Genomic DNA, 25,069 nt, shown 5'->3' with positions numbered 1-25,069 from the left:
GTCGGCAGAAGTACAGGACCAGGCACGAGTACGCGATCAGGCGGAAGCGCGCTTTCGGGGCGTCGTCGTCTTTGCGCTGCTCTTCTTCGCCGCTGATTTCTGAGCCGTCGTCGCCGTCTTCTGTGCTGCTGTCTTCTTCGCTGCCGTCTTCTTGGCTGGCGTTTTCTTTGCCGTCGTCTTGTTCACCGTCGTCTTGTTCGCCGTCGTCGACTTCTCGGTGGCCTTCTTCGTTGCCGACTTCTTCGTTGCGGCCGTCGCCGTCTTCTTCGTCGTCGTCTTCTTCGCCGTCGACGTCGACTTCTTGCCGCCGACCTCCTTGGGGGCCGTACGAGCGGCCTTTCGGGGTGCTGTTCTGCGGTCCTGGAGCGGGGTGACGTCCGCTGTGCCGGTGGCCTTCCCGGTCGTGTCGTCAGTGGTCTCGCCGCGGGATTCCTTGGCCGCGCGAACGCTTTTCTCCAGGGCCGCCATCAGGTCGAGGACCTTGCCGGCAGGCTTCTCCCCGGTCGGAGCGGGCGGCTTTTCCTGGCCGCCCGCCTTGGCGGCGATGAGTTCCTCGACAGCCTCGCGGTAGTCGTCGTGGAGGTCGGCGAGGTCGACCTCGCCGAGGGTGTCCATGAGGGCGTCGGCGAGGTCGAGTTCCTTGTCACGGACGGTGACACCCGAATCCGGGGCGACCTCCTCGGTGGTACGGATCTCGTCCGGCCACAGCAGGCCGTGCATGGCGATGACGTCGTCGACGACGCGCAGCATCCCGAGCCGCTCGCGCCCGCGCAGGGCGTACTTCGCGATGGCGACCTTCCTGCTGCGCTTCAGGGCCTCACGCAGGAGGGTGTACGGCTTGGCGGCGGGGACTCCGCTCGCGGACAGGTAGTACGCCGTGTCCATCTGGAGGGGGTCGATCCGGTCGGCCGGTACGAAGGCCACGATCTCGATCGTCTTGGCGGTCGGGATCGGCAGCTGGGCCAGGTCGTCGTCCGTGATCGGGATGATCGTGCCGTCGGCCTCCTCGTACCCCTTGCCGATCTCCCCCGTCGTCACCTCGCGGTCCTCCAGCTCGCAGAACTTGCGGTAGCGGATGCGGCCGCCGTCCTCCAGGTGGACCTGACGGAAGGAGATCGAGTGGCTCTCGGTGGCGTTCACCAGCTTGATCGGGATGCTGACCAGGCCGAAGGAGATGGCGCCGTTCCAGATGGATCGCACGTGCAGCACCCTTCCTGTCGGTAGGCAAAGCCATGCTAAACGGACCGGCCAAACGTCACATCTCGGGTTTCTACGACTTCTCGGGCGCGATTCCTTTCCGTGTTGCCGCTGGTCTGCATGACCAAACGCTCTCGCCCCCAAGGGCGGGACACGACGGACGGCAAGACGACATGAGGAGAGCGGGACCATGACCAACGACATCAGCACCAGCACCAGCACGACTGCGGGCAGGGGTACGGGTTCGGGGGCGACCCTGGAGGAGCGCGGCGCCGAGGCGGCCGTACTCGCCGTCATCGACGGGGTCTTCGCCGCCTGGGCCGACAACGACGCCGACGCGGCCGTCGCCTCCTACGCCTCGGACGCGACCGCGCTGCTTCCGGGCACCTACCTGGAGGGCCGGGAAGCGGTCCGCACGGCGATGGCTGCCGCCTTCGCCGGGCCGCTCAAGGGAGCCCACGTGATCCACGACGTACTGAGTGTCCGGTTCTCCGGCACCGGGACGGCGCTCGTCGTCAACAGGGCGGGACTCGTCCTGGCGGGCGAGACCGAGCCGCGCGGCGAGAACCGGGCACTGGACTCCTGGGTGCTCTCCGAGAAGGACGGCGCCTGGCAGATCCGGGCGTTCCACAACGTCCCGCAGAACGCGGGCTGAGCCCTGGGGCGAGGATCGCAGGAGATCGAGTTTCCATCTGTTTCAGGTGATTTGAGCCGGATTTTCGTGGGATTCTCGTCGTATGACGCCGATCGCGGAGGTGGAGGGCCGGCGGGTGGCCCTGTCCAACCTGGAGAAGGTCCTCTACCCCGCGACCGGATTCACCAAGGGCGAGTTGCTGCACTACTACGCCACCACCGCGGACGCGCTGCTGCCGCACCTCCGCGACCGGCCGGTGTCCTTCCTGCGCTACCCGGACGGCCCGGACGGCCAGGTCTTCTTCACCAAGAACGTGCCGCCCGGGACGCCGGACTGGGTCGTCACCGCACAGGTCCCCCGGTCTGAGGGGCCCGCGCGGATGGTCCTCGTCCAGGATCTGGCCTCGCTCATGTGGGCGGCGAACCTGGTGACCGAGTTCCATACGCCCCAATGGCTGATCGATGCGCCCGACGAGGCCGACCGGCTCGTCCTCGACCTCGATCCGGGTGCGCCGGCGACCGTCGTCGAGTGCTGCGAGGTCGCGTTGTGGCTGCGGGAGCGGTTGGCGGCGGACGGGATCGAGGCGTACGTGAAGACGTCCGGGTCGAAGGGGCTGCATGTACTGGCCGCGGTGGTGGCGACGCCTTCGCGGCGGGTGACGTCGTACGCCAAGGAGCTTGCCGTGGCTGCGGAGCGGGCGATGCCCCGGCTGGTCGTGCACCTCATGAAGCGGAGTCTGCGGCCGGGGAAGGTCTTCGTGGACTGGAGCCAGAACGCTGCGCGGAAGACCACGGCGACGCCGTACACGGTGCGGGCCCGGGGGGCGCCGGCTGTGTCCGCGCCGGTTTCCTGGGGGGAGGTGGAGGGGTGTACGGCGGTGGGTGAGCTGGTCTTCCATGCCGGGGACATTGCCGGGCGACTGGAGGCGTACGGGGATTTGCTGGCGCCGTTGTTCGAGCCGGGGACGGGGGCGGTGGTGCCGTGAGCTGAGCCCGGTGGGGATCCGCTGCGCGGGGCTGGTGTTGGCCTGGGGTGGGCCCCGGCATCCCCGATTCGTTCGCACCCGGGGTGGGTGGGTAGGCCCCGCGTGCCGCTTCCTTTGCTGGTCACCCGGCGTGGTTGCTGGGCGGGGGTGGGTTGCGCAGCCCGGCGCTCACGGGGCGCCGCTGCGCCCACCCGTGCCGCCCCTGGCGGCACGATTGCCCGCAGTGACGCGGCTTCGCCGGCCACCCGGCGCCACACGCACCCGCCACTGCTGGGTGGGCAACCGTCCCCAGCCGCACGCGCGCCCGCAGAAACGAGGCTTCGCCGGCCACCGGAGTCACACACACCCGCCGCTGCTGGGTCGGCAGCCGCCCCCAGCCACACGCGCGCCCGCAGAAACGAAGCTCCGCCGGCCACCCGGCGCCACACGCACCGCCGCAGCGTGGGCGGGCAGCCGCCCCTACCTCCACGCACGCCCGCAGTGACGCGGCTTCGCCGGCCACCCAGCGCCACACGCACCCGCCACTGCTGGGTGGGCAACCGCCCCCAGCCACACGCGCGCCCGCACAAACGCGGCTCCGTCGGCCACCCGGCGCCACACGCACCGCCGCAGTGTGGGTGGGCAGCCGCCCCAAGCCGCACGAATACCCCAGCCAAGCCCTCCCCCGTCACACCTCCAACCACGTATGCCGGTCCCTCGCCATTGCGTGGAGGGCCTCTACGTCGGCCGGTTTGAGGGTGCCGCCGAGGTGGGCGAGGGTGGTGAGGTCGGTGTCCTGGAGGATGCGGACCTCGCGGGGCGGGGTGGTGATCTCCAGGGTGGTGGGGCCGCTGAGGGCGAGGAGGGGGCGGACCTCGGCCGTGAGGGCGTACGACGCGCGGTCGGCGTCGGCGCGGACGCGGCGCAGCAGCGCCACCGGTTCGCGGCGGCCGATCGTGACCATGGGGTCGGCGACCAGGACCCGCTGCTTGCGGGCGTACACCGTGCGTACGGCGAAGAGTCCGCCGGGGCCGATGACCAGGTGGTGGATGCGGTCGCCGCCCGGCAGCGACACGGAGTGCAGGGTGTGCCAGCCCGCGCCCTCCAGCCGGTCGAGGGCCTCGCCCACTGCCTGTTCCGCGGCGAGCGCCCGGCGCCGAGGGTCCGGCCGCAGGCGGTGCGCCGGCCCCGGGTCGCGGTCGAGGTCGATCACCAGCGCCTCGCCGGGACGGTTCGGCGCGAGGTCGTCGTCCGGGTGAAGTGTGAGCCGGGCCAGCTCCGCCGGGGTCGGGACGGGGGGCGGTCCCACCGTCACCGGGCCGGTCAGGAACGGCCCGAGCGCATCGAGCACGTCCTCCCGCCGGTCGTCGCTGAGCAGGTTGACCCGGGCAGCCTCACGGTCGTACCAGGCGACGTTCCTCCCGTCCGTCAGGCAGACGTACAACCGCTCCTGACCATGCCGCCAGGTCGGTATGACGCGCAGTCCGCTCATGCACCATCACCCCTTGACCATGGGAACAGGCGGGGTGCTCCGGGGGCAAGAACCCGGTTACCTTTGTGAGCAGTTGGGGGAGTTGGGTGGGACTGGGAGGCATCGTTGCGGACCCGCAGAAAGCAACCCGATGTACCGGCTCCGGACAACCCGTGGAGCGAGGTCTTGCCCGGTCTGTGGATGGGCGGGCACGAGTTCGCGGGGGACTTGGGGCAGCTCGAATTCGCTGTCGTGCACGATGAGTTCGACCTCGTCCTGACGCTGCTGCGGCTTCCGGGGCACGGCCCGGACCCGGGCGTCGAGCACCATGTGTGGGCCGTCCCGGACGGGCCGCTGGACGGCACGCAACTGGCCGGCGTGATCCGTCTGGCGCAGGCCGCCTGCGACGCGCTCGACGAGGGCCGCCGCGTACTGGTCCGCTGCTACCACGGCTACAACCGCTCGGGGCTCGTCGTCGCGCATGCGCTGATCCGCAGGGGCCACTCCCCCGACGAGGCGATACGGCTCATCCGCACCCGGCGCTCGCCGTGGGCGCTGCACAACGAACTGTTCGTCGAGTACCTGCAGACCGGCCTCGCCACGGCCCGCCTGCTGGAGGAACTCGCCGAGTGACAGCCGGCGCCGGCCGCCCCCGTGCACCCGCCCACCCCCACCGGTGAACAAAAAGGACTTCCCTACGAATAAGGTGTGTACGAGAACGGTCACCTGACGCAGGAGTGCAGTGATCCACAGCCGCCTCGCACGCGCGGTCCTCGGCGCCGCCACCTCCGCCCTGCTGGCGTCGGCCCTGGCGGGCTGCGGCGACGCGGGCGCCCTCAAGGGCGCCGGAGCAACCCCCACGGCCGTCGGGCCCACGAAGCTCTGGCCCCAGGTGCCGCCCGCCTCGACCCCGGCGCTCGACTACGGCGAGGCGGACACCGAGACGGTCAAGGGCGTCACGGCACCGGGCGACGACATCCACAAGGTCGACCCCGTCGACGTCGTACGCGCGGAGGTGGCCGCGCACCCGGACGACTACACCGGCCCGCACGCGGTGTACGCGAAGACGGTCCAACAGCTCAAGGACTGCAGTAACAAGAGCAAGAACAAGCACCAGGACCAGGACCAGGGCCGGAAGAGCAGCAAGAACTGCCCCATCCTCCAGGCGTACTACCGCGATCTCACCGGAGACGGGAAGGACGACCTCGTCCTCGGCATCCGTCTCCCCGACGACCAGCTGGCGGTACGTGTGTACATGTTCCTGCACCACAAGCTGGTGCAGATCATGGGCACCTCGGACAGCACGGTCAGCGTGGAGATCGCGGGCCGGGACGTGATCATCCGCTCGCCCTCGACGCTGCCGGGCTACGAGTACCGCACGGTCTGGTCCTGGGACGCGGAGCAGGACGCGATGCTGGCGACGCGCGACGAGATCCTCCGGGTGGGGACCCCCTCCCCGTCCCGTCACGGCACCGCCCCTCCCACCACCTCCCCGGCGCCCTCCGAGAGCGCCTCATGAGACCCGGGCCCCACAGACCGGAGCCGCGCAGACCAGGGCTCCGCAGGGCCGGACTCCGCAGACCCGCCCTCCCCCACTGGACCGCCACCCTCACCTGGAAGGCGGCCGCATTCATCACGGTGATGTGCTGCGCGCTCGCCGCGCTCCTCGGTCTGCTCGTGCATGTCTCGGTGACCGACCAGACCGTCGGTGAGGCGCGCGATCTGGCGCTGGACCGGCTGACCGAGGTGGCGGCGGCGTACGAGGCGGGCGACCGGCTCCCGCGGGGTGCCGGGGTCGATCTCCCCGGAATGCCGGAGCCGCTGCGGACGCTCGCCTCAGTCGGGCAGCGCGGCACGATGGTCGGCGACGACGACCCGCACCCCACGATGTGGGCTGCCGGCCCCGCCGACGGCGGGCGCGCGCTCGCCGTGCGGGTCGACTACTCGCAGGGTGCCCACGCCATCGAGGCGCTCGACCGGGCCATCGTGTGGTCGTCGGCGCTGGCGATCGGCGCGACGCTGCTGGTGGGGTCGTTCGCGGTGACCCGGGTGACCCGGCGGCTGCACGCGACGGCGCAGGTGGCGCGGCGGATCAGCGCGGGCGACCTGGACGCGCGCGTCGACGATCCGCGTACCCAGGATCCGACGCGCCACCAGGACGAGGTGGCCGCGGTCGCGGGAGCCCTCGACACGATGGCGGCCTCCCTGCAGAGCAAGCTGCTGAGCGAGCAGCGGTTCACCGCGGACGTGGCGCACGAGCTGCGCACCCCGCTGACCGGGCTGCACGCGGCGGCCGAACTGCTGCCGCCGGGCCGCCCGACCGAGCTCGTACGGGACCGGGTGGCCGCCCTGCGCACGCTCACCGAGGACCTGCTGGAGATCTCCCGGCTGGACACCCGCAGCGAGCGCCTCGACCTGGACTCCGAGCAGCTCGCCCCGCTGGCCGAGCGGGTGGTGCGGATGGTGCGGGCCTCGGCAACCGGCACGGGAACGGGGACGGACGCCGGGACCGGCACCGGCCCTGGTACCGGCACGGAGGTCCGTGTCGTACGCGACGCGCGCGTCGAGACCGACCGGCGGCGCCTTGAGCGCGTGCTCGGGAATCTGGTGGTGAACGCGCACAAGCACGGCAGGGGGCCGGTGGTGCTGACCGTCGACGGGCCGGTTGTCACCGTGCGGGACCACGGCGACGGTTTCCCCGGCTACCTCGTGGAGCACGGGCCGCAGCGCTTCCGCACCGAGGGCGGTTCGAAGGGCCACGGGCTCGGGCTGACGATCGCGCTCGGCCAGGCGGAGGTGCTCGGCGCACGGCTCGTGTTCGCCAACGCGCCCGACGGCGGCGCGGTGGCGACACTGACGCTCCCTCAGTGCGGGCCCCGTCCGACGGCGGCGCCGGGCGAGGTCCGCGTCCCCGATGGCTCACTGTGAACTGCGCACACCCGAACCCCCTCCTAATGTGGCGATTAGTCAGCTTCACCCCATTTCTGGAGGAGCCCTCATGGCCCTGCGGTCCATCCTCACCCGTCTCGCCATAGCCGCCGCGGGCGGCGCCCTCGTCGCCCTCGCCGCCACGACCCCCGCCGTCGCGAACGACGAATGGGGCGACGACCCCGGGGCCAGCAGCCGCAACGACGGCTGGGGACACCACGGCGAGCACCACGGTGACCACCAGAACCCACGCCTCTACGAGGGCCGGGTCACCGCCCGAGGCGGCCTGATCCTGCGCGGCGCACCCAACCGCGGCGGTGCGTACATCCGCACGGCCCCCTACGGCTCGATCGTCTCGATCTTCTGCAAGACGCCGGGCGAGACCATCGGCGGAAACCCGCTCTGGTACCTCCTGACCGACGGCACCTGGGCCTGGGGCGCGGCGCGCTACATCGACAACATCGGGCCCGCGCCACGCTGGTGCTGAGCAGCAAGGCACTCAAGACGCCTGATTTGGGTACGTTCCGGACATGACGATCAATGCCGGAACCACCGTGGCAGCGGATCCGCCGACTCCCGGTGTACGCCTCACCCGGCGCCGTGGCATCGAGTTCACCCTCATCGTCGTCGCCGTCCTGCTCTCCGTGTACGGCTACTGCGCTGTCGGTCTCGCCAGATACGGCACCGTCCCGCCCGGCGCCGCCGGTTACGGCGCCGGGCTCGGCGTGCTCGCCCTGCTCGCGCATCTCGCGGTGCGGCTGCGGGCGCCGTACGCCGATCCGCTGCTCCTGCCGATCGCCGTGCTGCTCAACGGCCTCGGCCTGGTGCTGATCTACCGGCTCGACCTGGAGACCCCGCACGACCGGGCGGCCACCACGCAGCTCGTCTGGTCGACGCTCGGCGTCGGGCTGTTCATCGCGGCCGTGGTCCTGCTGCGCGACCACCGGGTGCTGCGGCGCTACGCGTACGTCTCGGTCGTCACCGCGCTGTTCCTGCTGCTTCTGCCGGTCTTCTTCCCGCCCGTGAACGGCGCCCGGATCTGGGTGCGGATCGCCGGGTTCTCCATCCAGCCCGGCGAGTTCGCGAAGGTCCTGCTGGCGGTGTTCTTCGCCGGATACCTGTCGGCCAACCGCAACGCGCTCGCGTACAGCGGCCGCCGGATCTGGCGGTTCCGGCGGCTCCAGCTGCCCACCGGCCGCGTCCTCGGCCCGATCGTCGCCATCTGGCTGCTGAGCGTGGGCGTGCTGGTCCTGGAGCGGGACCTCGGCACGTCGCTGCTCTTCTTCGGGCTGTTCGTCATCCTGCTCTACGTCGCCAGCGGCCGCACCGGCTGGATCGCGGTCGGCCTGCTGCTCGCCTGCGTGGGCGCCGTCGCGGTCGGCCGGCTCGAACCGCACGTCCACAGCAGGGTGCAGGACTGGCTGCATCCCTTCGCGTCGATCGAGGCGGGTGACGGGCCCAACCAACTCGCCCAGTCCCTCTTCGCGTTCGCCGCCGGCGGAATGCTCGGCACGGGCCTGGGCCTCGGCCACTCGATCCTCATCGGCTTCGCCGCCAAGTCGGACTTCATCCTGGCGACAGCGGGCGAGGAACTGGGTCTGGTCGGACTGTCGGGGATCTTCCTGCTCTACGCCCTGCTCGTCGAGCGCGGCTACCGGGCCGGCCTCGCCCTGCGCGACCCCTTCGGACGGCTCCTCGCGATCGGTCTCGCCTCGATCATCGCGCTCCAGGTCTTCGTGATCGCGGGCGGCGTGACCGGGCTGATCCCCCTGACGGGCATGGCGATGCCGTTCCTCGCGCAGGGCGGCTCCTCCGTCGTCACCAACTGGCTCATCGTGGCCCTGCTGATCCGGATCAGCGACTCGGCCCGCAGCCAGTACGACGGGACGGCCGCCCCGTGACCAAGTACATCCGCAGAGCCGCAGTCCTGTGCGCCGTCCTGCTGGTCGCCCTGCTGGTGAACGCCACCCGCGTCCAGGTCCTCCAGGCCTCCTCCTACGACGACAATCCCGCCAACCGCCGCCAGACGATCGCCCGTTGGGGTCAGCCGCGCGGCGACATCGTGGTCGACGGCCGGTCCGTCACCGGCTCCCGGGACACCGGCGAACAACTCCGCTACGAACGGACGTACCGCAACGGCCCGTTGTACGCGCCCGTCACGGGCTTCGCCTCCCAGGTGTACGGCACCGCGTTCCTGGAAAGCGCCGAGGACAGCGTCCTGTCCGGCACCGACCCGATGCTCTCCCCGCTCCCCCTGTGGAACGACGTCACACGCGCCCAGAACGCCGGCGGCAAGGTCGTCACCACCATCAACGAGGCCGCGCAGCAGGCGGCGTACGGCGGACTCGGCGACCGCCGGGGCGCGGTGGCGGCGATCGAACCGTCGACCGGCAGGATCCTCGCGCTGGTCTCCGCGCCGTCGTACGACCCCGGCGAGCTGTCCGGGACCGGGGAGGAGGTGACAAGAGCCTGGCGGCGGCTCAACGGTGACGAGTCCAGGCCGATGCTCAACCGGGCCATCCGGCAGACCTATCCGCCGGGTTCGACGTTCAAGGTGGTGACCGCCGCGGCGGCGCTGGAGTCGGGTGTGGTGACCGATGTGGACGCGCCGACGAAGTCCCCGAACCCGTACACGCTGCCCGGCACCACCACGTCGCTCACCAACGAGGTCGACGGGTGCGAGGACGCCTCGCTGCGGTACGCCTTCGAGTGGTCGTGCAACACGGTCTTCGCGAAGCTGGGCGTGGATGTGGGGTTGCGCGACATGACGGGCACGGCCGCCGACTTCGGCTTCAACAACCGTGGGTTGAGGATCCCGTTCCCCGTCGCGCCCAGCAACTTCGACACCCGGCTGGACAAGGCGCAGCTGGCCCTCTCCTCCATCGGACAGTTCGACACCCGCGCCACGCCCCTCCAGATGGCGATGCTCTCGGCGGCCGTGGCGGGCGGCGGCTCGGTCAAGTCGCCCTATCTGGTGGAGAGAAGGACTTCCGCGGGCGGCGGCACGGTGTCGACGGCCGGGCCGCGGACCCTGCACCAGGCGATGAACCCGGCGACCGCGCTGCGGCTGCGCGAGATGATGACGGACGTCGTGAGCGAGGGCACCGGCACGAACGCCGCGATTCCCGGCGCGACGGTCGGCGGCAAGACCGGCACCGCCCAGCACGGCATCGGCAACGCCGGTACGCCGTACGCCTGGTTCATCTCCTGGGCGCAGGCGGACGACGCCCTGCAGCCCGCCGTCGCCGTCGCGGTCGTCGTCGAGGACGCGGACGCCGACCGCGGGGACATCAGCGGGGGCGGGGACGCGGCGCCGATCGCGAAGGCGGTCATGCAGGCGGTGCTCGGGTTGTGAGACGGGGGTGGTGAGGCCTCCCCCGCCGACCTAACGTTCGGTCCATGACAGCCACGAGGGAAACCGCCGCGTACGAACTCGCCCAGGTCAACATCGCCCGCCTCAAATTCCCGTTGGATTCCCCGGAGTTGAAGGACTTCGTGGATGCGCTCGACCCGGTGAACGCCGTCGCCGACGCTGCCGACGGCTTCGTCTGGCGTCTGCAGAGCGACTCCGGCGACGCGACGGACATCGCCGTCTTCGACGACTCCTGGCTGATCATCAACATGTCCACCTGGCGCGACAGCAACGCCCTGACGGCCTTCATGTACCAGGGTCAGCACCGGGAGCTGCTCGCCCGGCGGCGCGAGTGGTTCGAGCGGGTGGAGGAGGCGATGGCGGTGCTGTGGTGGGTGCCCGCGGGTCATCGGCCGACGGTCGCGGAGGCGGAGGAGCGGCTGCTGCACGTGCGCGAACACGGCGCTGCGCCGTACGCGTTCACGCTGCGGACGTCATATCCGGCCGGCCCGGCGGAGCCGTTGGGAGCCGCCGAGCCGGTCGCCACGGCCTAAGCGCCACCGCCGGGAAGCGACTCCCTGCGCTCCAGCCACTCCTTCGGTACGCCGTCGACTCCCGTACGGGCTGCGACGATTCCGCCCGTGATCGCGCAGGTGGTGTCGACGTCGCCGAAGCCCTCGGCCGTGGTCCACAGCGCGGCGACGAGGTCGTCGGGGTGCCGGGCGGCGCTCCAGACGGCGAAGGGGACCGTGTCGTCGGCGCGGACGCGCTGCCCGTTGCCGAGCAGGTCGGCGGCGTTCCAGGGCTCGGTCGCGAAGGGCAGGGCGGCCGCGCGCAGAAGGCCCTCGCGGACCGCGCTCGCCGGAGTGGCCGACGCGACGGTCTCGATGTCCAGTTCACCGCGGGTGGACAGTGCGGCCGCGACGGCCACGGCGACCGCGCCGGCGATGCCCTCCGGGTGCGCGTGGGTCACCTCCGCCGAGAGCGTCGCCTGCTCGACGACGCGGGGCAGGCTGCCGTGGAACCAGGCGCCCAGCGGGGCCACCCGCATGGCGGCTCCGTTGCCGAGGCTGCCCTCGCCCGCGAAGAGCCCGCTCGCCAACTCCCGCCAGCGGCGCGGCTCCTGGACCAGGCGGGGCAGGAGTTCGTGCATGCCGTAGCCGTAACCGCGGGCCGGGTCGGCGTCGTAGCCGAGGCCGAACACCTGGGCCAGTTCGGTGCGGCGGATCTCGCCGTGCTCGTCCAGGATCCGCAGGATGCCGAGCGCCATCGCCGTGTCGTCCGTCCAGTGCCAGTCCGGCTCCTCGGGCATGCGCCGGGCGCGGACCTCCTCGTACGCCTGCGGAGGGTCGCGGAAGAGCGGGAACCAGCGCTCGCCGAAGGCGTCCCCGAGGGCGAGGCCTTCGAGGCTGCGGCGGGCGGCGGATCGCTCCGCGGCGGGCGTGGCGGGCGTGGTGGTGGGCGTCGGGTCGGTCATGTGTCCGATGATGGGGCCGAGGACGCGCCCGCGTCGATCGCGTTCCGCACCTCGGCGACCCGCGCCCCCTCCTCCGCCGCGAACCGCTCCGCGTCCAGCTTCTCCGCGATCTCCTCGTCCTGGGACATCAGGAGGTCCAGGTTCGAGTTGCCCATGTCGAAGACGCCCATGTCGACGTACGCCTCCTGGAGGCGTTTGCCCCACAGGCCGATGTCCTTCACGCACGGGACGATGCGGCTGAAGAGCAACTGACGGAAGAGGTGCAGGAATTCGGACTGCTCGCTGTACTCCTCGGCCTCGGCCTTCGGGATGCCGAAGTTCTCCAGGACCTCGATGCCGCGCAGCCGGTCGCGCATCAAGTAGCAGCCCTCGATGACGAATTCCTCGCGTTCGCGCAGTTCGGCGTCGCTGAGCTGCTTGTAGTAGTCGCGCAGCGCCATGCGGCCGAAGGCGACGTGGCGGGCCTCGTCCTGCATGACGTACGCGAGGATCTGTTTCGGGAGGGGCTTGTCGGTGGTGTCGCGGATCATGCCGAAGGCGGCGAGGGCCAGCCCCTCGATGAGCACCTGCATGCCGAGGTAGGGCATGTCCCAGCGGGAGTCGCGCAGGGTGTCGCCCAGCAGCGACTGGAGGTTGTCGTTGATCGGGTAGAGCATCCCGATCTTCTCGTGCAGGAAGCGGCCGTAGATCTCCGCGTGGCGCGCCTCGTCCATGGTCTGGGTCGCCGAGTAGAACTTCGCGTCCAGGTCCGGGACGGACTCGACTATGCGGGCCGCGCAGACCATGGCGCCCTGCTCGCCGTGCAGGAACTGGCTGAACTGCCAGGCGGTGTAGTGCTTGCGCAGTTCGCCCTTGTCGCGGTCGGTGAGCTTGGCCCAGTGCTTCGTGCCGTAGAGGGTCATCGCCTCGTCGGGGGTGCCGAGGGGGTCGTGCGGGTCGACTTCGAGGTCCCAGTCGATCCGCGTCCGTCCGTCCCACTGCTTGTCCTTGCCCTTCTGGTACAGGGCGAGCAGGCGGTCACGGCCGTCGTCGTACTCCCAGCTGAAGCGTGCCGCGCCGCTCGCGGGCACTTGCCAGAGGGGGTCTCCCGGATCCTTGGCGTACAGCTCATGCGTCGGCATACACCGCAGGCTCACACGTGGTAGACGCGGGGTCAACAAGTCGCGCAGAGGGGATTGACGGGCTTGCTGACAAGCAGTCTCATAAGAGGTGACCGCCGGTAACCCGTGAACTTCCCGTACGACGAGGTGGGACAGCGATGACGACCGTGACGGAAGGCGAAGACGCAGTCGATGCCCTGCGCGACGCGCTCGGCCTGCTCAAGGACCGTGAGCAGGTGGCCGAGCGGCTGCTCGACTCTTCCGCCAAGCACTCCTTCGACCCCGACAGGGAACTGGACTGGGACGCGCCCTTCGAGGACGGCAAGTGGTTCTGGCCGCCGGAGCTGGTGTCCCTGTACGGCACCCCGCTGTGGAAGCGGATGAGCGAGGAGCAGCGGATCCTGCTGTCGCAGCACGAGGCCGCGGCGCTGGCCTCGCTCGGAATCTGGTTCGAGATCATCCTGATGCAGCTGCTGGTACGGCACATCTACGACAAGGCGGCGACGAGCGCGCATGTGCGGTACGCGCTCACGGAGATCGAGGACGAGTGCCGGCACTCGAAGATGTTCGCGCGGCTGATCTCCCGTGGGGGCACGCCGTACTACCAGGTCAGCCGGGCGCATCTGAACCTCGGGCGGCTCTTCAAGACGATCTCGACCACGCCGGGGTCGTTCACGGCGACGCTCCTCGGTGAGGAGATCCTCGACTGGATGCAGCGGCTGACGTTCCCCGACGAGCGGGTCCAGACGCTGATCCGCGGCGTCACGCGCATCCATGTCGTGGAGGAGGCCCGCCATGTGCGGTACGCGCGGGAGGAGCTCCGGCGCCAGATGGTGACCGCTCCGCGGTGGTCGCAGGAGTTCACCCGGGTCACGTCGGGCGAGTTCGCCCGGGTCTTCTCGGTCGCCTTCGTGAACCCGGAGGTGTACACGAACGTCGGCCTCGACAAGCACCAGGCCGTGGCCCAGGTGAAGGCCAGCGGCCATCGTCAGGAGGTCATGCAGACCGGCGCGAAGCGGCTGACCGACTTCCTGGACGACATCGGGGTGCTTCGGGGCGTGGGGCGGCGGCTCTGGAAGTCGTCCGGCCTGCTCTGACCCGGCGTGGGCCACTCCCTGGCGTGGGCGCCTTTCGCGGGCTCCTTGTGCCGGTGGGGGGCCGGGGCCGCGGGTGCGCGGTCAGTACCCAGGTCTCCGAACACGGTTACGCTGCGGGACATGACCTCCGAGGCTCCCATCCGTGCGTACCGTCGGCTGAGTGTGGAGGAGCGGCGGCGTCAGCTGCTCGAAGCGGCGCTGTCGCTCTTCGCGCACCGCGCGCCGGAGGAGATCTCGCTGGACGACGTGGCGGAGGCGGCCGGGGTGTCGCGGCCCCTGGTGTACCGGTACTTCCCGGGCGGCAAGCAGCAGCTGTACGAGGCCGCCCTGCGCTCGGCGGCCCAGGAGCTGGAGCACTGTTTCGCGGAGCCTCCGCAGGGGCCGCTCACCGAGCGGCTGGGGCGGGCGCTCGACCGCTACCTCGCCTTCGTGGACCAGCACGACGCCGGGTTCAGCGCACTGTTGCAGGGCGGGAGCGTGGTGGAGACGTCACGGACCACCGCCATCGTCGACGGGGTGCGCAGGGCGGCCGCCGAGCACATCCTCGACCATCTCGCCGCGCGGGATCCGGGGCCGCGGCTGCGCATGACCGTACGGATGTGGATCACCGCCGTGGAGGCCGCGTCGCTCATCTGGCTCGACGAGGACAAGCAGCCGCCGCTGGACGAGCTGCGCGACTCGCTCGTCGAGCAGTTCGTCGCGGTGCTCGTGTCGACGGCGGGCCGCGACCCACAGACCGAGCACGTCGTACGGGCCGCGATCGCGCTGGAGAGCGCGGACGGGGCCGCGGGGACGCTGGCCCGCCGGGTGCTGCCGATCCTCGGGGACGCCGCTCACCTGCTGTGACGGCGGCGTTTGTGACACTGGTGCGGTGAAGCGAGAAGACACCCCCTTTGTGGGCGGCCCCCTGGACGGCCGCGTGCTGCCCGTACTGCTGGGCATGACAGGCCATCCCCCGAAGATCTACCGGGTCCCGGTTCCCGCCGCGGACGGCGGGCCCCCGACGGTCCTCGTCTACCGCCGCGTACAGGCGAAGCAGAGCGCGCGGCTCGGTCTTCACCAGGGGTGGAAGTACGAGTACGCCGCCGAAGGTGAAAAGGGCGCGGGGAAGGCCGGCAGCGGGCTGCGGTGGCCCTGGTCCAAGCCCGGCTCGGGAAGCTCGGCGGGCTGACGCACGGGCCTCCCCGTGCACGTACGTCCTCGCCCTCCCCCTGGACGAGTGAGCGCGTTACGCCGAACCGCCCACCCGCCAGGTGCGGACCGGCCCGGGGCCTGATGCTCGCCGTGCGGAGTGGAGGGGCCGCCCCGCAGCGGAGGTGATGGCGTGTCAGGAAGGCTTCTGCGTCTGGTGTGTACGGCGGCGGTGGCGGCCGGCGTGGTCCTCGCGCCCGGGCCCGCCATGGCCGTGCCGGAACCCGAAGGGCGCTCGGTGAGGCAGTTGCTGACGGACCTTCAGCGGCTCTACCGGGAGGCCGAGCAGGCCAGTGAGGCTTACAACGCGACCGCCGAGAAGCTGAAGGAGAAGCGGGCCGAGGTCGCCGGAATCGACGCGCGGCTCACGAAGGCGAGGCTCTCGCTGCACGACAGCCGTGGCGTCGCGGGGCGGCTGGCGCGGCAGCAGTACCAGAACAGCAGCGAGATCTCCTCGTACGTCCGCCTCCTCCTCGCCCGTGATCCACAGCACGCGCTCGACGAGGGGCATGTGATCCGGCAGCTGTCGCAGGAGCGGGCCGAGAGTGTCCAGCGGCTGGCCGGGAGCGAGAAGCAGGCCGACGCGCTGGCGCGGCAGGCCCGCAGGGCGCTCGACGACCGGCTCACCCTCGCCGAGCGGCAGAAGAAGGAGCGGGACGGCGTACGAAAGCGGCTGGAGGCCGTCGAGGAACTGCTCGCCTCGCTCAGCGCCGAGCAGCTCGGGCAGCTCGCCGCGCTGGAGCGGGCGGGGACAGCCGCCGCGCAGCAGAAGTTCGTGGCCTCCGGTGCGCTGAGCAGCGAGCGGGCGCCCTCCGAGGAAGGGGACGTCGCGCTGCGGTACGCCGTACGGCAGATCGGCAAGCCGTACGAATGGGGGGCCGAGGGGCCGGCGTCGTACGACTGCTCGGGGCTGACCTCGCAGGCCTGGGGCCATGCCGGGCAGGCGATTCCGCGGACCAGCCAGGAGCAGTGGGCCGAGCTGCCGCGCATCCCGGTCGGTGAGCTGCGCCCCGGTGACCTGGTGATCTACTTCCCCGAGGCCACGCATGTCGCCCTCTACCTCGGCGACGGCATGGTGGTGCAGGCCCCGCGGCCGGGGGCGAAGGTCAAGGTCTCGCCGATCGCGGCCAATCCGGTGCTGGGCGCCGTCCGGCCCGACCCCGGCGGGGAGCCCGTGCGGCGGTACACGCCGCCGAAGCTCCCCCGCGGTGCCACGGACGGGTCGGACGAGGGCTACGCGCCGGTGACGGAGGCGAGGTAGGCCGCGGTCTTCTCCGGCTCGTAGAAGAAGTTCTCGAAGTCCGACGGGTCGTCGAAGCCGTTGGCGAAACGGTCGGCGACCGGCGGGAGTCCGCCTGCCGCGCCGATCAGGTTGAGCACGTGCTCCGGCGGAACCCCGAGCATGGCGTTCGTCCACTTCGTCACGTGCTGGGCCGTGTCCCAGTAGCGGTCGAAGGTGGCCTGCATCCACTCCTCGTCGAAGGGCTTGTCGCCCTGGTCGAGGATCGAAGTGAGGTACGCGGCCGCGCACTTGGCGGCCGAGTTGGAGCCCTGGCCGGTGATCGGGTCGTTCGCCACGACCACGTCCGCCACGCCCAGGACCAGGCCGCCGCCGGGGAGGCGGCCGATCGGGTTGCGGACGGTGGGGGCGTAGCGTCCGGCCAACGTGCCGTTCGCGTCGGTCAGTTCGACCTTGGTGGCCCGCGCGTACTCCCAGGGCGTGAACTTCTCCATGAGTTCCAGGGTCAGGGAGAGGTGCTCGGCCGGGTCCTTGACGCCGTTGAAGACGTCCAGCGGGCCGCCGGGTATGCCCTCCCAGAACAGGATGTCGGCGCGGCCGGAGGTGGTGAGGGTCGGCATCACGAAGAGCTCGCCGACGCCCGGGACGAGGTTGCAGCGGACCGCCTCGTGGTCCGGGTGCTCGGGGCGGGGGCCGAGGCCGTGGACGTAGGCGACGGCGAGGGCGCGCTGCGGTTCGCTGAAGGGGGACCGCTCGGGATCCCGGCCGAACATCGAGACCAGCTCGCCCTTGCCCGCCGAGACGAGTACGAGGTCGTAGGTGCGGGAGAAGTAGTCGAGGTCGGAGACCGCCGCGCCGTGTATCACCAGCTGGCCACCGCGCTGCGCGAACGTCTCCAGCCAGCCGGCCATCTTCACGCGCTGGTCGACCGACTGCGCGTACCCGTCGAGCCTGCCCACCCAGTCGATCGCCCGCTGGGTCGGCCCCGGGTCGTGCGAACCGGGGGCGGCGACCGAGACGCCGAGTCCTTCGATCTTCGGGGCCTGGGACTCCCAGAAGTTCAGCTGGAGATCGCGCTCGTGCTGCAGGGCCGTGTCGAACATGCACTGTGTCGACATGACGCGCCCGGAGCGGATCTCGTCCGCCGTCCGGTTCGACATCAGGGTGACCTCGTACCCGTGCGACTGGAGGCCGAGGGCGAGCTGGAGTCCGGACTGGCCGGCTCCGACGACGAGTATCTTCCGCATGCGGGTCCCTAACTCTCCGTGCGACGTACGACGTACGACTGTTCGCGACTATTCGGGGCTCACGTCGAGCGCGTGCCCCACCAGTGCGAGCAGGGTCTCGACGGCCGAGATCCTGCGCCGCGCGTCCATGATCATGACAGGTATGTGTGCGGGCACGGTGAGCGCCTCACGCACGTCCTCCGGCTCGAACCGCTCACTGCCGTCGAAGTGGTTGACGGCGACGACGTACGGCAGTCCGCAGCTCTCGAAGTAGTCGAGTGCCGGGAAGCAGTCCGAAAGACGGCGCGTGTCGGCGAGGACCACCGCGCCGATCGCCCCGCGCACCAGGTCGTCCCACATGAACCAGAACCGCTGCTGGCCCGGCGTACCGAAGAGGTACAGCACCAGGTCGTCGTCGAGCGTGATGCGTCCGAAGTCCATGGCCACGGTGGTGGTCAGTTTCCCCGGTGTGCCGGTGAGGTCGTCGGTGTCCTCACTGGCCTCGGTCATCAGCGCCTCCGTCTGGAGGGGCGTGATCTCCGAGACGGCGGTGACGAGCGTGGTCTTGCCGACGCCGAAGCCGCCCGCCACCACGATCTTCGTGGCGATCGGGGCGCGCGTACGGTCGGTCTGCCAGGCCCTGAGGTTCTCCTCCTCGTCGAGGAGCGGGGCGACGCCCGGGGGGACGTCAGAGACGGCGGAGTCCACTCAGCACCCTTTCCAGCAGAGCGCGGTCCGGCTGTCCCGGGCCGTGACCGGTTCCGTACACACGGATCTTTCCCTGGTCCGCGAGGTCGCTGAGCAGCACCCGGACGACGCCTAGCGGCATCCTCAGCAGTGCGGCGATCTCCGCCACCGTGCGCATCCTGCGGCAGAGTTCGACGATGGCCCGCATCTCCGGCATCACCCGGGTGTTGAGCGAGCCGTTCGTCAACTCCTTGCGCTCGTCCGGGGCTTCGAGCGCCGCCACGAACGTCTCGACGAGCAGGACGTGGCCGAAGCGGGTGCGGCCGCCGGTGAGCGAGTAGGGGCGTACGCGGGCGGGTTTGCGGTCACTGCCCCGTATCGGAAGCTTCGGCGCGCTCATCGGCCGCTCCCCGCCGTCTCGGTCTCGGTCTCCAGTGACCTGCGCAGCTCGCTGCGGAGTTCGGGGGTCAGGACGTGTCCGGCGCGGCCGACGAAGAGTGCCATGTGGTACGCCACCACGCTCATGTCGCAGTCCGCGGAGCCGTGCACCCCGAGCAGCGAGCCGTCGCTGATCGACATGATGAACAGGCTGCCCTCGTCCATGGCGACCATCGTGTGCTTGACCCCGCCGGAGTCCATCAGCCGGGCGGCGCCGATGGTCAGGCTGCCGATGCCGGAGACGATGGTGGCGAGGTCGGCGGAGGAGCCGCGCGGGCCCGTGGGCCTCTCGTCCCGGGCCGCCCGTGCCTGCTCGTTTCTTCCCGGGTCGGAGGAGAGCAGCAGCAGTCCGTCGGAGGAGACCACCGCGACCGACAGCAGGCCCGGCACCTCCTCGACGAGGTTCGTCAACAGCCAGTGCAGATTGCGGGCTTCACTGCTCAGTCCGAAGGTACTGGGCGCGGTCAACTGCTTGCCTCCTCGACAGTGCCCCCCGATGGTTCTACGTCCTGTGCCGCGTTCCGTGCCGCGGGCGCCTTTGTCTCCGCGGTCTTTTCGGCGATCTCCGCCTCCACGTCGCGGCGGCCCTCCTTGGCACCGTGGTGGAAGCCGCCGAGCCTGCGCCGCAGCGCCTCGGCGTCCACGCCCCCGGAGCGCGGCCTGGCCGCCGGCGCGGGTGCGGAGATCTTCGGGGTGCGCTTGGGCAGGCCCTTGTCGGTGACCCGCTGCTGCGGTTCCGGCTGCTGCTCCTCGTGAGCCCGCTCGTGGGCGTCGGGGCCTATGGCGTACGGGTCGCGGGTCGCCTGGGCGGGGAGGTTCACCTCGGGAGCGGGGTCGGGCCGGGGAGCGGGCCGGGCCCGGTCCTCGTCCTCTTCCCCGGCCTCCGCAGTGGTCTCCTCGGCCGGGAGCTCCGGTACCAGAAGCTCCATCGTGGTCTCGGGCGTCACCTCGGGCGTCGGCTCCGGGGCGCCGGGCTCGGCGGACTCGGTGGGCTCCGTCTCCCGTACGGCCTGCTCGGCCGCCGCGATCAGCGGATCCCGGGTCGAACGGCCGTACAGGACATTGGAGTTGACCTCCGCGTCCGCCCCGGGGAGCGTCAGCGGGAACGTACCGCCGCCGATGACGACCGATGCGGCCGGGGGCACTGCGGTGCCGGGCGCGGCGGGCAGCATGCCCTCGGGGAGAACGACGACGGCCGCGATGCCGCCCTGCTTCTGCTCACGCAGCTGCACCCGGACGCCGTGCCGGTGGGCGAGCCGGGCGACCACGTACAGGCCGAGCCCGAGTCCCTCGCCGCTCTCCTGCTCGTAGGCGTCCTCGGGATCGAACTCCGCGAGGCGGGAGTTGAGCCGGGTCATCCGCTCGGTGGTCATCCCGATGCCCTCGTCCTGCACGGAGAGCATCACCTCGCCGTTCTCCAGGAGCCATCCGGAGACCTCGACCGAGAGGTCGGGCGGCGAGAACGAGGTGGCGTTCTCCAGGAGTTCGGCGAGCAGGTGGCTGAGGTCGTCGGCGGCGAAGCCGGCGAGGTGGGCGTGCGGCGGCAGCGTGGCGATGCGGACGCGCTCGTACCGCTCGATCTCGCTGACCGCGGCCCGTACGACGTCGACGAGCGGGACGGGCCCGGCGTGCTGCTGGCCGTGCTCCGCGCCGGCGAGGACGAGAAGGTTCTCGCTGTGACGGCGCATGACCGTGGCGAAGTGGTCGAGCTTGAAGAGCGTGCCGAGGCGGTCCGGGTCCTGCTCGCGCTCCTCCAGGCCCTCGATGACTGCGAGTTGCCGCTCGACGAGGCCGAGGGTGCGCAGCGCCAGGTTGACGAAGGTGCCGTGGATGCTGCCTCGCACCTGCGCCAGGTGGGTGGCGGCCTCGGCGAGTTCGGCGCGCAGCTTCTCGCGTTCGTCGGCCATCAGCTGACGCTGGCCGATGAGGTGCTTGCGGTCCGATTCGAGGGTCGCGAGCCGCTCGTGCAGGCCGGCGGCGTGCGCGTGCAGCGCGTTGACGGAACGGACGACCTGGGCGAACTCGTCGTTGCGGCCGGTGAACTTGACCGGTTCCTCGGCGGCCGGGTCCTCGGATCCGGCGAGCCTGGCCGAGCCGCGGCGCAGCACGGACAGCGGGCGGGTGAGCGTGCGGGCCATGGCCATGGTGACGCCGGAGGCGACCAGCAGCAGGGCGCCTATGAGGGCGATCCGGATCTCCAGCGCGGTGACGTCGTCGTCGCGCAGCGCCTCCAGGTCCCTGGTGCGGTGGTCGTTGAGGGAGGCCTCGGCGCCGCGCATCAGCTCGACGCGGGCGGAGAGCGCCGCGTCCACCTTCTTCGTGCTGGAGCCGAGTTCGTCGTCGGAGAGCTTCGGCTGGTCGGTGAGGGCCGCGAGGTACTTGTCGGCGGAGTTGACGTCGGGGCCGGTGACCGTGGAGTCGTACGAGGACCGGGCGGCCGTGGGCGCGGTCTCGTGGAAGTCGGCGAGGGCCGCGTCGGAGCGGAGGCGGGCCTGCTGGGCGGCGGCGCTGAGCGCGTCGCGCTGCCTGGTGTCGGCCTCCGACGAGGTGGTCGTGGTGGCCGGCAGACCGGTGATCGGGTCGATGGTGGTCTGCGTGGTGCGCGGGATGCTCAGGGCCGCGAGGAGCAGTCCGCGGGCGGCGGCGGCCTGCTGGACGGCGGAGTCGAGTTCGGCGACGGCGTGCGCGCCGGAGCCCGCGCGGGGCGGCAGCTGCTCGGCCAGGTCCTCGGCGAGGGCGTGGAGTTCGGTGATGGTGGCGGAGTACGCCCGATGCGCTTCGAGAGCGGTGCTCTTGCCGGTGAGCGCCGCTCTGCGGACGGCGGCGATGGTGTCCAGGTCCTTGCGGAGCGAGGCGGGCGCGTCGGTGTCCGCCCGCAACTCCTCGACCTGCCGGTCGACCCGGGCACTGCGCTGCTCGGCGGGCGCCTTGGTCTTGGACCTGCCCGCCGCGATGTACGAGGTGACCTCGTCGCGCTCGTCGGCGAGGGAGTGCGCGAGCGTCAGCGCCTCCTGCGTCCGCTGCGCGAGCGTCACCAGGTTCTGGGAGTCGTTCAGTTGGCCGGCGGCGGCCAGCACCGTGGGGGCTCCGGCGCCGGCGATGGCGGCTGCCACCACGGCCACGGAGACGATCAGCCGATTGCGCACACGGGCGGGGCGGCGGCCCTTGCCTGCGGGGTTCTCTCCCGTGGCGCCCGGCGTGCGCCCGGCGCTCCCGTCGGAGGCCGTCTGCTTGCCTGTGCGCCGAGGCCGCATTTTCTGCACCGGTGCTCGCATTCCTGACTCGTGTACCCATGGGCCCGGGTGACGTTCCGTCAACCGGTACGTCCTCCCGGTACGGCTCCCGACCCTCCCAGTGCCGGTGGGCAGTGGTCCTGCATCGCCTGGCCCGCCACCCGAAGGAGTGAACATCGGACGGGAGTTGGCGGGCAAGTTCCGCCGGCCCGTGCAGCGGCCTTGCGCGGCGGGCCGGTTGGACGTCGGCGATGTGCTTTGGCAGTATTCGCCGCCACGCTTCACCGGAGTCGATCATTCCATGCCAAAACCGGCGGCTGAGCTGCTGGTCTGCACCTTTTCGGCAACCGTTGCCAGCCTTTCGTGGACCTTGTGAAGGGCTCGTGCAAACTGGCCGGATGCGCACTGAACTCGTCTCGGAGCCCGGCGACCGGGCCCGCCCCAATGAGGACTTCGCATCGGTCGGGCTTCCCGCCTCGGGACAGGGCGGCTCACTGGTCGTGCTGGACGGCGTGACCCCACCGGCGGACGGTTACGCGTGTCTGCATTCAGTCGCCTGGTTCGCCTCGCGCCTCGGCGGAGCCCTGACCGAACTATCCGTTTCCCGCCGGGATCTCCCGCTGTCCGGGGTGCTGGCGGAGGCCATCCGCCGCACCGCCGACGCCCACGCGGATTCCTGTGACCTTTCTCACCCGCGTACGCCTCAGGCAACCGTGGTGCTGGTCCGCTGGTCCGCCGACACCGTCGAGTACCTGGTCCTCTCCGACTCGGCGCTCCTCGTCCAGTCGGCGGACGGCGCCGTCACCGCCGTACTGGACGAGCGTCTGTCCCTCCTCCCCCGCGCCTCCCTCGCCACGGACGCCATCGCCGACACGACGGTCCGCAACAAGGAGGGCGGCTTCTTCACCGCCGCCGCGGACCCCTCGGTCGCCTCCCGCGCGGTGACGGGCACCCTTCCGCGTGCCGAGGTGCGCGCCCTCGCCGCCCTGACGGACGGCGCCGGGCGCTGGGTGGAGAAGTTCCGCGAGGGCGACTGGAACGCGTGCTTCACGATCGTGCGCAAGGAGGGCGGGCAGGCCCTGATCGACCGCGTACGCGCGCTGGAACGCGCCGACACCCAGCGGGTGCACCTGCGGCGGAGCAAGACCCACGACGACGCGACGGTGGTGTTCGTGGAGCTGTGAGCGGCGAGGCGGCCGGACGGCCGCGGTTATCGCTGCTCCATCCTGGTGTTCAACTGGTGCAGCAGCCGGGCCAGTTCGGCGACCTCGCCGCGGTCCCAGCCCGAGAGTTCGCTCACGTAACGGGCGCGCCGCGCGTCGCGGGCCGTACGGAAGCGGGCACGGCCCTCCTCCGTGAGGCGGACGAGCCAGGCGCGGCCGTCGGCGGGGTCGGGCTCGCGGGCGACCAGGCCCAGGTCCTCCAGCGCCCGCAGCTGGCGCGACATGGTGGCCTTGCCGACGCCGATGTAGGCGGCGAGCTCGGTGGCCCGCTGGGCGCCGCACTCCTCCAGTCGCACGAGCAGTCCGTACGCGGAGGACTCCAGGTCGGGGTGGACCTCGCGGACCATCTCGCCGGAGGAGGCCCGGGCGCGCCGCAGGAACACGGTCAACTCGCGCTCCAGCGACAGGAATTCGTGGTCCACACCACTTCCCGGCGCCTCGGATTCGACACGCGGCCCGCCGCCGTTTCCGTCCTCGTGCACGTCAAGCCCCTGACCCGGTTTCCCGATCCTGAAAGTTTCTGCCAAAAGTCGCCATTGCCGCAGCTCCGCCAGTATTTCGCAGGAGTAGACCAACGGCAGCCGCCGGGCCCTCTTCCCACCCGGTCTTCTACGTGCGTAGCTTCTTTATCAGGCAATCACTGGCATGCCCACGCCATCGACAAGTCGATGAGGTCCTGACCCCCCACAGTCGGCGCATGCCCCCCAGCGTCCCCCCACCGAGCACCATCGCGCACCACCGAGCTTCTCGGAGGCATGTCATGCCTGTGCACAGATCCGGAACCGGAACGGACCGCCGCTCGCGTGCCCTGCGGCGGCTTCCCGCGGTCGGCATCCTGCTCGCCGCCCTCTCCCTGCTGTTCGCCCTGCCCGCCCCGGCCGCCGACACCCCCGCCCGCGGCTCCGCCCGCATGGGCATCGGGGTCATCGCCCACGACGGCCAGGGCGGCCTGCCCAGCAGCGGTGACGCCACCCAGACGGAGGGCGTGGACGTCAGCGCCTACCAGGGCAACGTCGCCTGGTCGACCCTGTGGAACAGCGGGGTCAGATGGGCGTACGTGAAGGCGTCGGAAGGCACGTACTACACGAATCCGTACTTCGCGCAGCAGTACAACGGCTCGTACAACGTGGGCATGATCCGGGGCTCGTACCACTTCGCCACCCCGGACACGACGAGCGGAGCCACCCAGGCCAGTTACTTCGTCAGCCACGGCGGCGGCTGGTCCAGGGACGGCAGGACCCTCCCGGGCGCCCTCGACATCGAGTGGAACCCCTACGGTGCCGCCTGCTTCGGCAAGTCGACGAGCGGCATGGTCAGCTGGATCGCCGACTTCGTCAACACCTACCACTCGCTCACCGGCCGCTACCCCGTGATCTACACGGCCACCAGCTGGTGGACCCAGTGCACCGGCAACTACGCCGGTTTCGCGGCGAACAACCCGCTGTGGATCGCCCGCTACGCCTCCGACCCGGGCACGCTCCCGGCGGGCTGGGGCTACTACACGATGTGGCAGTACACCTCGTCCGGCCCGACCGTCGGCGACCACGACAAGTTCAACGGGGCGCTGGACCGGGTGGTGGCGCTGGCCAACGGATAGCCGCCACGGCGGCC

Annotated in this window: 25 protein-coding genes; 15 read left to right on the top strand and 10 right to left on the bottom strand. The window is 71.1% G+C overall.

Annotated features, from left to right (window positions below; genetic code table 11):
* Window positions 1-36 precede the first annotated feature (36 nt).
* Window positions 37-1,200, bottom strand: a complete 1,164-nt coding sequence (gene ku, locus ACN6LB_RS05290; RefSeq protein WP_445024773.1) for a non-homologous end joining protein Ku — start codon at window positions 1,198-1,200, stop codon at window positions 37-39.
* A gap of 187 nt (window positions 1,201-1,387) precedes the next feature.
* Here ku and ACN6LB_RS05285 point away from each other — a divergent pair, with 187 nt between their 5' ends.
* Complete coding sequence (locus tag ACN6LB_RS05285) at window positions 1,388-1,852, top strand: SgcJ/EcaC family oxidoreductase (protein ID WP_445024772.1); 465 nt, start codon at window positions 1,388-1,390, stop codon at window positions 1,850-1,852.
* A gap of 82 nt (window positions 1,853-1,934) precedes the next feature.
* Window positions 1,935-2,816: a non-homologous end-joining DNA ligase gene (ligD, locus tag ACN6LB_RS05280; RefSeq protein ID WP_445024771.1), complete on the top strand. Its 882-nt coding sequence runs from the start codon at window positions 1,935-1,937 to the stop codon at window positions 2,814-2,816.
* A gap of 667 nt (window positions 2,817-3,483) precedes the next feature.
* Here ligD and ACN6LB_RS05275 read toward each other — a convergent pair.
* Window positions 3,484-4,287 (bottom strand): nuclease-related domain-containing protein, encoded by an 804-nt coding sequence (locus ACN6LB_RS05275; protein WP_445024770.1) that lies wholly within the window; start codon window positions 4,285-4,287, stop codon window positions 3,484-3,486.
* Window positions 4,288-4,392: 105 nt separating this feature from the next.
* On the opposite strand from ACN6LB_RS05275, the gene ACN6LB_RS05270 reads away from it, so the two are divergent.
* From ACN6LB_RS05270 to ACN6LB_RS05240, 7 genes are all read left to right on the top strand, one after another.
* Window positions 4,393-4,899, top strand: a complete 507-nt coding sequence (locus ACN6LB_RS05270; protein WP_445024769.1) for a protein-tyrosine phosphatase family protein — start codon at window positions 4,393-4,395, stop codon at window positions 4,897-4,899.
* 109 nt (window positions 4,900-5,008) lie between these two features.
* Entirely contained in the window at window positions 5,009-5,785 is a 777-nt protein-coding gene (locus tag ACN6LB_RS05265; protein ID WP_445024768.1) for a hypothetical protein, read from the top strand.
* A complete protein-coding gene (locus ACN6LB_RS05260) occupies window positions 5,782-7,194 on the top strand; it encodes an ATP-binding protein (protein WP_445024767.1) in 1,413 nt (470 codons plus the stop codon). Before ACN6LB_RS05265 ends, ACN6LB_RS05260 begins: the two co-directional genes overlap by 4 nt.
* A 70-nt stretch (window positions 7,195-7,264) precedes the next feature.
* The gene (locus ACN6LB_RS05255; protein WP_445024766.1) at window positions 7,265-7,681 is read left to right on the top strand and encodes an SH3 domain-containing protein; all 417 of its coding nucleotides are present in this window, start codon (window positions 7,265-7,267) and stop codon (window positions 7,679-7,681) included.
* Window positions 7,682-7,724: 43 nt separating this feature from the next.
* On the top strand, window positions 7,725-9,095 hold the full coding sequence (locus ACN6LB_RS05250) for an FtsW/RodA/SpoVE family cell cycle protein (RefSeq protein WP_445024765.1): 1,371 nt from the start codon (window positions 7,725-7,727) through the stop codon (window positions 9,093-9,095).
* A complete protein-coding gene (locus ACN6LB_RS05245) occupies window positions 9,092-10,549 on the top strand; it encodes a penicillin-binding transpeptidase domain-containing protein (RefSeq protein WP_445024764.1) in 1,458 nt (485 codons plus the stop codon). The genes ACN6LB_RS05250 and ACN6LB_RS05245 overlap by 4 nt, the downstream gene beginning before the upstream one ends.
* A 44-nt stretch (window positions 10,550-10,593) precedes the next feature.
* Window positions 10,594-11,100, top strand: a complete 507-nt coding sequence (locus ACN6LB_RS05240; RefSeq protein WP_445024763.1) for a DUF3291 domain-containing protein — start codon at window positions 10,594-10,596, stop codon at window positions 11,098-11,100.
* On the opposite strand, the gene ACN6LB_RS05235 is transcribed toward ACN6LB_RS05240, so the two are convergent.
* Both ACN6LB_RS05235 and ACN6LB_RS05230 read right to left on the bottom strand, forming a co-directional pair.
* On the bottom strand, window positions 11,097-12,023 hold the full coding sequence (locus tag ACN6LB_RS05235) for an ADP-ribosylglycohydrolase family protein (RefSeq protein WP_445024762.1): 927 nt from the start codon (window positions 12,021-12,023) through the stop codon (window positions 11,097-11,099). The two genes, ACN6LB_RS05240 and ACN6LB_RS05235, sit on opposite strands and share 4 nt — an antisense overlap.
* Entirely contained in the window at window positions 12,020-13,144 is a 1,125-nt protein-coding gene (locus ACN6LB_RS05230; protein ID WP_445024761.1) for a ferritin-like domain-containing protein, read from the bottom strand. Before ACN6LB_RS05230 ends, ACN6LB_RS05235 begins: the two co-directional genes overlap by 4 nt.
* 137 nt (window positions 13,145-13,281) lie before the next feature.
* Between ACN6LB_RS05230 and ACN6LB_RS05225 the strand changes: the two genes are divergently transcribed.
* From ACN6LB_RS05225 to ACN6LB_RS05210, 4 genes are all read left to right on the top strand, one after another.
* Window positions 13,282-14,220, top strand: coding sequence for an AurF N-oxygenase family protein (locus tag ACN6LB_RS05225; RefSeq protein WP_445024760.1), 939 nt, complete (start codon window positions 13,282-13,284; stop codon window positions 14,218-14,220).
* A gap of 120 nt (window positions 14,221-14,340) precedes the next feature.
* Window positions 14,341-15,066: a TetR/AcrR family transcriptional regulator gene (locus ACN6LB_RS05220; RefSeq protein ID WP_445024759.1), complete on the top strand. Its 726-nt coding sequence runs from the start codon at window positions 14,341-14,343 to the stop codon at window positions 15,064-15,066.
* A gap of 25 nt (window positions 15,067-15,091) precedes the next feature.
* Window positions 15,092-15,391, top strand: a complete 300-nt coding sequence (locus tag ACN6LB_RS05215; RefSeq protein WP_445024758.1) for a hypothetical protein — start codon at window positions 15,092-15,094, stop codon at window positions 15,389-15,391.
* Between the two features lie 153 nt (window positions 15,392-15,544).
* Window positions 15,545-16,672: an NlpC/P60 family protein gene (locus ACN6LB_RS05210; RefSeq protein WP_445024757.1), complete on the top strand. Its 1,128-nt coding sequence runs from the start codon at window positions 15,545-15,547 to the stop codon at window positions 16,670-16,672.
* On the opposite strand, the gene ACN6LB_RS05205 is transcribed toward ACN6LB_RS05210, so the two are convergent.
* From ACN6LB_RS05205 to ACN6LB_RS05185, 5 genes are read right to left on the bottom strand one after another with little or no spacing between them, the layout of a single operon-like run.
* On the bottom strand, window positions 16,645-17,898 hold the full coding sequence (locus ACN6LB_RS05205; RefSeq protein WP_445024756.1) for a styrene monooxygenase/indole monooxygenase family protein: 1,254 nt from the start codon (window positions 17,896-17,898) through the stop codon (window positions 16,645-16,647). The genes ACN6LB_RS05210 and ACN6LB_RS05205 overlap by 28 nt on opposite strands.
* Window positions 17,899-17,946: 48 nt before the next feature.
* Window positions 17,947-18,585, bottom strand: a complete 639-nt coding sequence (locus ACN6LB_RS05200; protein WP_445024755.1) for a GTP-binding protein — start codon at window positions 18,583-18,585, stop codon at window positions 17,947-17,949.
* On the bottom strand, window positions 18,566-18,964 hold the full coding sequence (locus ACN6LB_RS05195; protein ID WP_356133436.1) for a DUF742 domain-containing protein: 399 nt from the start codon (window positions 18,962-18,964) through the stop codon (window positions 18,566-18,568). Before ACN6LB_RS05195 ends, ACN6LB_RS05200 begins: the two co-directional genes overlap by 20 nt.
* Complete coding sequence (locus tag ACN6LB_RS05190; protein WP_445024754.1) at window positions 18,961-19,470, bottom strand: roadblock/LC7 domain-containing protein; 510 nt, start codon at window positions 19,468-19,470, stop codon at window positions 18,961-18,963. The genes ACN6LB_RS05195 and ACN6LB_RS05190 overlap by 4 nt, the downstream gene beginning before the upstream one ends.
* Complete coding sequence (locus ACN6LB_RS05185; RefSeq protein WP_445024844.1) at window positions 19,467-22,265, bottom strand: sensor histidine kinase; 2,799 nt, start codon at window positions 22,263-22,265, stop codon at window positions 19,467-19,469. Before ACN6LB_RS05185 ends, ACN6LB_RS05190 begins: the two co-directional genes overlap by 4 nt.
* A 368-nt stretch (window positions 22,266-22,633) precedes the next feature.
* On the opposite strand from ACN6LB_RS05185, the gene ACN6LB_RS05180 reads away from it, so the two are divergent.
* Window positions 22,634-23,419 (top strand): protein phosphatase 2C domain-containing protein, encoded by a 786-nt coding sequence (locus ACN6LB_RS05180; protein WP_445024753.1) that lies wholly within the window; start codon window positions 22,634-22,636, stop codon window positions 23,417-23,419.
* A 26-nt stretch (window positions 23,420-23,445) separates the two neighbouring features.
* On the opposite strand, the gene ACN6LB_RS05175 is transcribed toward ACN6LB_RS05180, so the two are convergent.
* On the bottom strand, window positions 23,446-23,940 hold the full coding sequence (locus tag ACN6LB_RS05175) for a MarR family winged helix-turn-helix transcriptional regulator (RefSeq protein WP_445024752.1): 495 nt from the start codon (window positions 23,938-23,940) through the stop codon (window positions 23,446-23,448).
* Window positions 23,941-24,218: 278 nt separating this feature from the next.
* Here ACN6LB_RS05175 and ACN6LB_RS05170 point away from each other — a divergent pair, with 278 nt between their 5' ends.
* On the top strand, window positions 24,219-25,055 hold the full coding sequence (locus tag ACN6LB_RS05170; RefSeq protein ID WP_445024751.1) for a lysozyme: 837 nt from the start codon (window positions 24,219-24,221) through the stop codon (window positions 25,053-25,055).
* The last annotated feature ends 14 nt before the right edge of the window (window positions 25,056-25,069 follow it).

This window comes from Streptomyces sp. SAS_270, assembly GCF_052543295.1.
The sequence above is the reverse complement of the archived record's forward strand: the minus strand, read 5'-3'. Positions and strand labels throughout refer to the sequence as shown.